A 10838-nucleotide genomic window follows, 5' to 3' on the forward strand; every position below is an offset into this window, starting at 1 on the left:
GTTATGCCAATGCTTTGTGCCTAACTATAATAACTAATTTCATGTTAAAACAAATTTTTAAAGAAATCTACTATTTTTTCAAAAAATCCTTTTGATTCTGTATTTTCTGTACTGTTATCTTCCTCTTCTTCTGGTTCTTCATAGGATATTTCTGCTGTTTTCATTATAAACTTAACACTTCCATCCATGTTATCATCTTTTGCAGTAAATGTCATATAATCATTTGACATATTTACAAGTTCATCCTTTGCTTTTAGCAAATCCTCTGCACTTGATATACCCTTATTTCCAGTATCATAAAGCTTATTTATACCATCATTTTGGAATTTTATCATACCATCTTTTAATGTACTGCTTCCAGATGAAAGTTCATTTATACCATTTTGTAAAACAGGAAGTGAAGCTACTAAGCTCTTTGCCCTTTGAACATTTCCCTCTTCCATGGCACTTTGTAAAACTTTAAGAATACTATCTCCATCCTTTAAATCCTGCTGCATTGAAAGAAGATTAGATGAAACATCCTTTAATGTATTCATATTTTCCTTTGTAAAACTACTTTTATTATTTTGTAATTCATTTATTAAATTTTCACAATTATCAAGACTATTAGAAAAATTATTAATATCATTCATTAATTGAGGTTCCCCTTGAATGTTGTTCATTAAACCTTTTATTATTTCTATATTTTCTTTATTTACTTCTACTAATGATAGAGCTTCTTTACTAGAATTAATTAATGAACATAATGTATTTATTTCTTCATCACTAAAGGCAAGTACAGCATCTCCTAATGAATTTAAAAGATTTTGAGTACTTTCATCATTCACTGTAGTAAATAAAGTTGAAAGTTTTGTAATTTCTCCCTCTTTAGATAAATCATAAGTTAATGCACTTAAAATAGGACTTAATGCTTTAAGTTGTTGCATTTCATTTATTATGCTTGGTAATTGTTCTTTATATAATCCTATCTTTTGTACATCTTTTATAATTGCTTCAGAAGATATATCATTTAAGGTAATATTCTCAATATAGTTTATAAGTTCATTTGCGCCATCTGGATCTGATGGTCCATATACTGCCTTCACATAAGCTTCTAGCTCCTGTTTTTTACTATTAAATCCTGCATCTTGCATTTTACTATAAGATGCTACAAGCTCTGCTTTTAATACAAGATATGAAGATGCATAAGAAGGAACATCTTTCTGCAAACTTGTAAGCTTATTTATATTTTCATCACTTAAAAGATTCTCAGTAATTTTTATACTATTATTCAATGTATTTAAAAAATATGCAGTCTTCTCTTGATCATTATTTCCAGGACACATAGCTATTGCTGCATTTGCAGTTTCCTCTAATTCATTAAAATCACCTTTAGTACTTATAAATGCACCTATAAGTCTTTGTGCTTTTATTAAATTTTCTGTAGTACCAAGAGCTACAAGAGTATCTACTTTTGTTTTTGTTTCTGTAGGTAAATTTCCATATTGTGCTTCAAGACTTGTTATACTTTTTATCATTTCATTAAATTTTTCATCAGACATTATTTTGTTTCCATATACTAATGAAGAATTTAACAATGCTTTATATTGTATAAGATTTTCTGCACACCCAGCAAGAGATGCTGCCTTATTAAAATTATCATCATTTAAAAGATTTAATAATTCTCCTGCTTTAGATACATCAAGATTTTGAGCATAAAAAGCATCATTTAATAATTTATTTGATAGATATACCTTATGTGGATCATTTATAAGACTAAGGGCATTGTCCATCTTTGAACTATTTAATAAATTCAAACCATCAGAAAGCTTATTTTTTGCAGTTTGAATGCCGCTATCTAGCTTCCCTGTTCCATCTACAAGCCTATTTGTAGCATCATTTAAGTCTGAAAGAGAAGTTTTTAATTCATCAATTGTATCTGCTGCTTTTATCTTATCTAAATTAGGAAGACTTGAAGTAGCTGTAATCATAATTGGATTTAATTCAAATTTATCTGTATAAGCTTCAATTGTCACCTTATTACTAAAATTTATATTCTGTAATTCCTTTGTGTTTTTTAATTCATTATCATCAAGTCCAAGGCTTTCTTTCAATCCCGGAAATGCTGCAAATGTAATAATAGTGTTATTTCCCTCTGAAATCATCAAACCGTTATCAGTTTTAATATTTGAAAATGAATCTACAGGAAGAGTTACTACTGTAGCTGTAGAAAAAGGGGTATATATATTTCTTTTATTGCCATTTATATCCTTTTCTTTGTAGCTCATGTTAGTAAATTCAATTTCAATTTTAATATTACCACTTTTACCTGCTATGTTTTCTGGGTCCATTCTTTTGCCATTTAAATAATATTTAATTGAAATATCAAGTGGAAGCTTCTTATTAGTTTTTCCTTGATAATAAACATCGCTACTATCTACATTCCACCTTAATATATTTCCATTTATATCTGGTTCATCATCAGTTTTAACATTTTTTATATCATCTAAATCACTTTTATCTTTAACATTTATATTTCCATTATTACTGTGTAGCCAATCTGATACTGTTATACTATCAGTATTACCATCACTATCTAAGTTAACATATACTGTTTCATCCTTAGTTATATCTGCTGCTGATGCAGATATACTCATAATGCAAGAAGCAGCAATAACTAAACTTATAATTTTTTTTGACATTCCTTTTCTCATAATAATCCCTCCCTATAGCTTCTACTCTTTTTTAGCTTTCCATTTTAATGAGGTTTTGTTTATTATTCCTTCAAAAACTAAAAGTAGTGAAGGTAAAACTAATAAAATTACAAGCATACTTATAATTGCACCTCTTGAAATCAATAAACATAAATCTCTTATTAAAGGCATATCAGATACAAGTGCTACACCTCCTGTTGCTCCAAAAAATGTAAGTCCACTAGTTACAATTGATCTTGCAGAACCTTTAACTGCAATTTTAATAGCCTCTTTTTTATTGTAGCCATTATTAAGTTCTTCTTTAAATCTTGATGTCATAAGTATTGCATAATCTACAGTAGCACCAAGTTGTATTGTTCCAATTACTATACTTGCTATAAACGGAATTGATGAACCTGTATAATAAGGAATACCCATATTAACGAATATTGCAAATTCTATTGCTGCCACAAGCAATACCGGAATTGAAATAGATTTAAATACAAAAACTATAATAATGAATATTGCAAATATTGAAGCCATTGATACATTTTTAAAATCTTGATCTGATATTTCAATTAAATCTTTAGTAAGAGCTCCTTCTCCTGATATTAATGCATCAGAATCATATGATTTTACTATTTCGTTTAACTTGTCAATTTGTTTATTTTCCTCATCCTCTGCTGATTTATATTTTGAATTTGCAAGAATTAAATTATAACCACCTTGTTTAAATATATCTTTAATATTGTCTGGTATAAAATCCTCTGGAACAGATGGACCTATTAAACTATCATAAGCAATAACGCTTGTAATACCATCTACTCCTTCAAGTTCCCCTACCAGTTCTTTCATTTTATATGGTTTAATATCATCCCTAACAAGTATAAAATGACTTGTCATCATACTAAAATCATTTTTCATTTTATTTGTAGCAATTACTGAATCCATATCCTTTGGAAGACTTTCATCTAAATTATAATAAACATTTGTATTTTTATAGCCAAACAATGCTGGAATTAATAGTATTAAAAATATAGCTATTATTAATCCTGAATGATTTGTAACAATTGCAGATAGCTCTTTAAATTCAGGAATTATAGTTTTATGTTTAAATTTATGAATAGCTTTATCAAATATTAATACAAATGCTGGTAAAACTGTTACTGAACAAATAACACCAAGAACAACACCCTTTGCCATTACAAGCCCAATATCCCGTCCTAGTGTTAAATTCATAGTGCATAAGGCTGCAAATCCTGCAATTGTAGTTAAGGAACTTCCTGAAATTGAAAGCATTGTAGCTCTTATTGCAGATGCCATTGCCTCCTGCTTACTTTCATATTTGGGTATCTCTTCATCATACCTATGCATTAAAAATATTGAGTAATCCATTGTTACTCCAAGCTGAAGTACAGCTGCTAATGCTTTTGTAATATATGATATTTCACCAAAAATCAAATTACTTCCTAAATTATATACAATACCAATTCCAATACTAAGCATAAATATTAATGGAACTATTGTTGATTCCATTGAAATAACAAGTACTACTATAGATAATATTATAGCTACTAAAACATAAAATGGAGCTTCATTATCTGCTATATCCTTTGTATCTCTTACAATTGATGACATACCACTTAAAAAACATTGCTTACCTAAGACTTTTCTTGCTTCTTTTACAGCATTTAATGTACTATCAGATGATGGTGAATCGTTAAATTTTATAATAAACATTGTTGTATCTCCATCATATAGTTGATTTTGAATTTTTTCTGGAAGAATATCTTTTGGTATACTTTCATCTAATACATCATCTAATCCTAAAGTTGTATTTACACCATCTATTTTGTTAATTTGATCTTTTATTTTTACAATATCCTTCTGTTCTAATCCTTCTGCAATTACTATACCAATAGATGCATCAGAATAAACTTCATCTAAAACATTCTCTCCTTCAGTAGAATCAAGATCCTGTGGAAGATAACTTAATATATCATAATTTGTTCTTGTATTTATATAGCCTATTGCAGATGGAATCAAAAGAAGAATAGAAATAAAAGCTATAAGCTTAGCATTATTTGCAATAAACTCTGAAAATTTCTTCATAAATATCCCCTCCCCTAATTATATTTATGACTTTCAGTCATTTTTATACTAACTTTATTCTACTACTTACTATTAATTATTCAATGTATTTTTTGTAAACATTTTCTTAATATCCTAAGGTTATCTCTAACATAAAAACAATTATATATATGCATTTTTCTTAAGTATAAGACTAATTTTTATATACTACCTTGTATAAGCCTCCCTTAAAAGAAATTATAACTCTTTTGAATTCTATTCTTACAAATAAAAAAGGTAGCCTATTTAAGCTACCTGCTATTATTAATAAAATTTACATAACCTCAATCTCTATACCTTCATTATATCGTGTATATGATGATGCACCTGCCACAATTACGATTAAATCGTCCTTTGTGAGCTTCCTTATTTACAAGTTTAATATATTTTACTGTACATGATTATGATCTAGTATATGCTTTTCACAGTAGCAATGCTTTCCATTACACTTGCTACAATATCTAAATTCCATATTTGGATCATCTTTATCTGTTATACCACAAACTTCACATTTATGAATGTAATTGTCTTTTTGTGCCTTTTGAATTTTCTTTTTATAATCTTTCATTCTAATTACAGAACTTGCCTGCATCTTCTTTTGCTTATAATTGCTTCTTGCAAAGAATATAAGATAATTTATAACTGGAATAAGTGCATATAAAACATAAATATACTTACCATATACTATATATCTTATAGCTTCCACAGCAATTAATGCCCAGTTAAAATATCCAAGCCATTTTACCTTTATAGGAATTAAAAACATTAACAAAACTTCCATATCTGGATATAATTTTGCAAAAGCTAAAAATAATGATAAATTAATAAATTCACCAGTTACTGGAACCTTAACAATAAATGAAATTATTATTGTAGCAAGCATTCCAATTAAATAATATACATTAAATTTAAATGATCCCCATGCTCTTTCAAGAGAACTTCCAGCCCAATAATAAAAATATAATGAAATAAGAAGTAATATAGGAGAAAAAGCACTTGGAACAAAAATAAATGTAAAAAGCCTCCAAACCTGTCCATGCAAAATTGCATTTGGTGATAAAATAAATAAATTTGCTGCCGAAGTACTTCCTGTAGCCATACATATTAAATATAGTATTACTGTTCCTATTGTTATTACAAGCATTAAATTAGGTATATATATTTTTCCAAATTTTCTTTCTAATTTATCTAACCAATTCATAGCATCCTCCTAAGTCAAATATTAAGATATATTTTATCATAAATCAATACACATTACTATTCCTTAGTCAGAATAATTATTTCATTTCCATCAATTTCAATACCATTCTTTGATTTTATTGTACTTTCACTTCTATTTTCTGATGAATATAAAACTTTATATTTACCCTTAGGTATTGGAATACTTTGCTTATCAACATTACCATTAATTATTACATATGAAGTTTCTTTTTCATAGTTTCTTTCCATTACCATTACATTGCTGTCATAATCACCTTCAAGTGTTTTGGCAGTACCATATCTTAAAGATTTATAGCTATTTTTAACTTTTAGAATATCTTTATAAAAGTTTAATAAAGAATCCTTATTAGTTTCTTGATTTTCTACAGCAACCTTATTAATATCGCTTGTAACACCTTCCCATCTTGTATTTTTGCTTATATCACTACTACTCCATATAAATGGTTCTCTAAGTTTTTCATCAGGCTTTGATCCAAGAGTTCCTGTTTCCTCACCATAATAAATAAATGGTGACCCTGGAAGCATTAAATACATACAAGCAGCTTCTTTCATTTTAAAATCATCTCTTAATGAAGTCATTATTCTTACATTATCATGATTACTTAAAAATGGGGCCATTACAAAATCTTGATTTTCCTCTTTGTATATATTATCCACTAATGAATAATCATCAACAAATCCTGATATTGACATTGACTTAATTCTATTTTGAGCATATTTTCCCATAGAAAATTCAAAAAACGAATCAAAGCAATTAGTATATTCAGCAATGTTGCTAGGTGAATCCCATACCTCTGCTACTAATGTAGCATCCTTATTAACTGATTTAACATAATTATTAAAATCACTCCAGAAACTTATGTTTTTACTTTTTTCATTAAAAATCCATCTTGCAGCATCAAGTCTAAAGCCATCTACACCTTCCTCTAGATAATATTTTGCAATTTTTTTAACTTCTTTTACTACTTCTTCATTATCAAAATTTAAATCAGGCATTTTACTATCAAATATTGAATAGTACAATTCATTTTTATCGCCATTTTGACTCCATTCCTTTGTATTCATTGCAGAAATACTTGTGGCTTTACTCATATCTTTAGTCCAAATATAATAATTTCTGTATGGACTATTTTCATCAGCCCTTGCTTCTTTAAACCATTCATTTTCAGTTGAAGTATGATTTAACACAAGATCTATAATAACTTTAATGTCTCTTTTGTGTGCTTCTTCTAAAAGATCCTTTAAATCATCCATAGTACCATATTCATCTTGAATACTATAATAATCAATTACATCATATCCATGATAACTATTAGCTTTAAATATTGGCATAAGCCATATTCCTTTTATTCCTAAGTTCTCTAAATAATCAAGTTTCTCAGTAACACCTTTAATATCACCTATTCCATCACCATTTGAATCATTAAAGCTTCTTACAAAAATCTCATAAAAAGTTCTTCCCTCATAATTTTTTTGAGTTGTATCTTCCTTTAAACTATTACCACATCCTAATGCTGTAATAGAAAAAATCATTAAGATAAACGTTGTCATTAGTCTTTTGAATTTTTTCATTTTAATCCCCTTTCTTCCATAAAACTATGACAACATTTTATCATATATTAAATAAAATGGACAATATTGAAATTTAGCTAAGTTCTAAATTATACAAGCATATCTTTTTTGCAAAATACAATATGTGATAAAGCATAAGAAATTATTGTAATAATAAACATTAATGCTATTGCAAAGCTTACAGCAAAATTAGTATTTCCAAACATAACAGCTATATTTCCTTCAATTATCTTTGCAGGTGATCCATAATTTAAAAATATTAATTTTTTCTTATAACAAAAATAAGACCCTGCAAAAAAGCAAGGTCTTAATAAAATTTATAATTATTTCTTTCTTAATCTACTTCCACAAAACATACTTATTACAAATACAATTAACACAACAATCACTACCGCTATAAAACATTTTGATACTGTAAATGTAACTATATTAAAAATTCCATTTTTATTTAAGAAAAATGCGCCTATAGCTACTGCTACTGATAATACTAAGCATGAAACAATATTAGCAATTATTGCAGAACCTTTACCATTAGATAATGATATTTTTGTAATATTTTTCACTGTCATCATTACAAATAAAAAGATAAGTAAAGCTGCAATATATATAGACGGTCTTAAAATATAATTTACTTTAATCATATTTTCAAAAACTCTTTCATTACTTTTTAATATTTTAAAAATCATATCAATAATTACAAAAAAGCTTATACCATAAACTCCTACTGGCAAATAATCATATATTAAACTTGAAAATTTATATGATTTACTTTTTTTATATTTCTTTAAAAAAGGATTAACGAAACTTCTTACATCTAATATGTATTCATCTAAATTTGTACCTTTTTCATATTCATCATCTAGTAACATTAAAATATCGTTTAATGCCCTTTCAGCATCAATAGAATTTAATTCTGCCCTTACATAACAAAAAACATTTGAAATGACATTTTCATATTTTCCCTTTAGTTTATCTGCTAATTTATTATTTTTCTTTTTTACATTTCTAATATTACCCATAAAATCCCCCTATTTCATACAAGTTACTTGTTATTAAATTATTATACCATAATTAGGAAGGGCTTAAAAGCTTTTTTAACTTTTGGCAATAATTCCAATAGCTTTTCCTAAAATATAAAACTCATCATTTGCATCTATTATTATTGGTTTATATAAATCATTTTCAGGCATAAGATAAATTTTATCATTTTTTACCTGAAGCCTCTTTAGTGTTGCACTACCTTCAATATTAACCGCAACTATATCACCATTAAAAGGAGCTGGATTTTGCTCAATAACTACTAAATCCCCATCATTTATTCCTGCATTAATCATGGAATTACCTTTTACTTGTAAAATAAACTTATCATTGCTACTTCTAACCCAAAACTTAGGTAACACAAATGTATCTTGTTGTTCTTCATTAATAAGAATAGGTTCTCCAGCTGCTATATTTTCATAAACAGGAATTTTTTCAAGTTCATCACTTTTATATTTATTATAATCATCTTTTATTCTTTCAGAATCCTCTCTATATTCAACTATGAAATCAAAATCCTTATTATGTTTTAAATCTATAAATTTAAATTTATTTTCATTTTGCACTAATTCTTGAGAATTGCTTTTGGGTTGTATTCCTTCTTCCTTTTCCTTGAAATTAAATATCTTTTTATTTTTACCAAAAACCTTTTTTGCATTTACCCTCCCTTTTCTAACAAGGGTTGAATATACATTTTCATTACCATCTAAATTAACAGAAATATTAAAAGTGCCATATGTTTTTCTTAAATGCATTGATAATAAAAATTCCATTTCTAAAGTAGTAAGATTTTCACCATTATCTATAAAAATATGAACATATTTCTTATTTAATTTATTTAAAATTTTAGACAAATTGTTAATATTATCTTCTTCATCTAATAAATTATGATTTTTTAATAATTTATTATATTCTTTAATTATTAAAAACATATCTTCCTGATCTTTTGGATTTTTTTTAATTCTTAGGGGATCTTCTAATATCTTTGAAAAATCCTCATTTTTATTTATTGAACTATTTTTAATAAACCTTATTTCTTCTATTATTTTAAATATATTGTCACAGCAAAATTTTCTTTTATTATTAAATTTATTCTTTTGTAAAATTTCCTTTAAAAATTTTATTTTAGTTTTATTACTAATGATATTAATATCCTTATTATACTTTTCTGTAAACTCTTTAAAAGAATAGAATTCTGGTTCAAATTTAGAAGAAAGTAATGACATATACTTATATTCATTATTTTCTTCAGCTATTTTATATCTCTTTCTTATATTTTTTAAACTTTTTTCGTCTTTTGTAATAAATAAAATTCTATCTCCATCTTCAAATGAAAAATTATTTTTTATATTTAACATTCTATGAAGCATAGCTTCGCTTTTTCCTGTTCCAATTTTTCCTTTTAATATTACAAATTCTTTAGGTTTACTAATTACATATTTATTTTGATTTATCCAAAGTTTCATATGCTTCACCACCATTTAACACAAAAATATAATAATAATATTATATCATTTTACAAGGATTTTTGCATTGAAAAAACTTTACCTTATAGTGTATTTTTCTACATATCTATTCCAACTCTTGCTTCAATGCCTTTATCATAAGGATGTTTTATCTTTTTTACCTCTGATACGTAATCTGCTATGCCTATTAACTCTTTATTAGGATCTCTACCTGTCATAATTACTTCTAAATTTTCAGGTTTATTTTTCAAAAAATCTAAAAGTATATTATAATCTACTAACTTTAAATTAATTGCTCCTATTATTTCATCTAAAACAAGTACACCAATGTTATTATTTTTGCAAATATCTATAGCTTCTGTTAAATGATTATTATGAATTTTCTTTACAATTTCCTTTTCTTTATCTGTCATAGTAAATGTAAATCCATCTACACCTTTACCAGTAATAATTTTCACATTACTAAATTTACTTAATGTTTTTAATTCAGAGCTATTACCATCTTTTAAAAACTGCACAAAAAGCACCTTATTCTTAGCCGAAATTGCCCTAAGTACAATTCCAAGGGCAGCTGTTGTTTTACCTTTTCCATCTCCACAATATATATGAATAAGACCTGTCATATTACTCTGCTACTTAAAATGTAATCAAATATAAACATTTTAAGAATTTTACTGTTTCAATGTATCTGCTTTTGTTATAAAAACTACTTGCATTTGATATGATACTCCACAGTCGT

The 10838-nt window shown here is 26.5% G+C and carries 7 protein-coding genes; all 7 read right to left on the bottom strand.

Annotated elements, in window-relative coordinates; genetic code table 11:
- Positions 1-44 precede the first annotated feature (44 nt).
- Positions 45-2693, bottom strand: a complete 2649-nt coding sequence (locus tag ACTNAO_RS07805; RefSeq protein ID WP_441027859.1) for a hypothetical protein — start codon at positions 2691-2693, stop codon at positions 45-47.
- 21 nt (positions 2694-2714) lie between these two features.
- A complete protein-coding gene (locus ACTNAO_RS07810) occupies positions 2715-4784 on the bottom strand; it encodes an efflux RND transporter permease subunit (RefSeq protein WP_441027860.1) in 2070 nt (689 codons plus the stop codon).
- Between the two features lie 406 nt (positions 4785-5190).
- Positions 5191-6003, bottom strand: coding sequence for a rhomboid family intramembrane serine protease (locus ACTNAO_RS07815; RefSeq protein ID WP_441027861.1), 813 nt, complete (start codon positions 6001-6003; stop codon positions 5191-5193).
- Positions 6004-6059: 56 nt separating this feature from the next.
- The gene (locus tag ACTNAO_RS07820; RefSeq protein ID WP_441027862.1) at positions 6060-7595 is read right to left on the bottom strand and encodes an alpha-amylase family glycosyl hydrolase; all 1536 of its coding nucleotides are present in this window, start codon (positions 7593-7595) and stop codon (positions 6060-6062) included.
- Positions 7596-7918: 323 nt separating this feature from the next.
- On the bottom strand, positions 7919-8614 hold the full coding sequence (locus ACTNAO_RS07825) for a hypothetical protein (RefSeq protein ID WP_441027863.1): 696 nt from the start codon (positions 8612-8614) through the stop codon (positions 7919-7921).
- A 75-nt stretch (positions 8615-8689) separates the two neighbouring features.
- Entirely contained in the window at positions 8690-10099 is a 1410-nt protein-coding gene (locus ACTNAO_RS07830; RefSeq protein ID WP_441027864.1) for a LexA family protein, read from the bottom strand.
- A 98-nt stretch (positions 10100-10197) separates the two neighbouring features.
- A complete protein-coding gene (locus tag ACTNAO_RS07835; protein WP_441027865.1) occupies positions 10198-10722 on the bottom strand; it encodes a cob(I)yrinic acid a,c-diamide adenosyltransferase in 525 nt (174 codons plus the stop codon).
- Positions 10723-10838 lie beyond the last annotated feature (116 nt).

The organism is Clostridium sp. HCP1S3_C6 (assembly GCF_052066735.1).
Taxonomy (GTDB): domain Bacteria; phylum Bacillota; class Clostridia; order Clostridiales; family Clostridiaceae; genus Clostridium.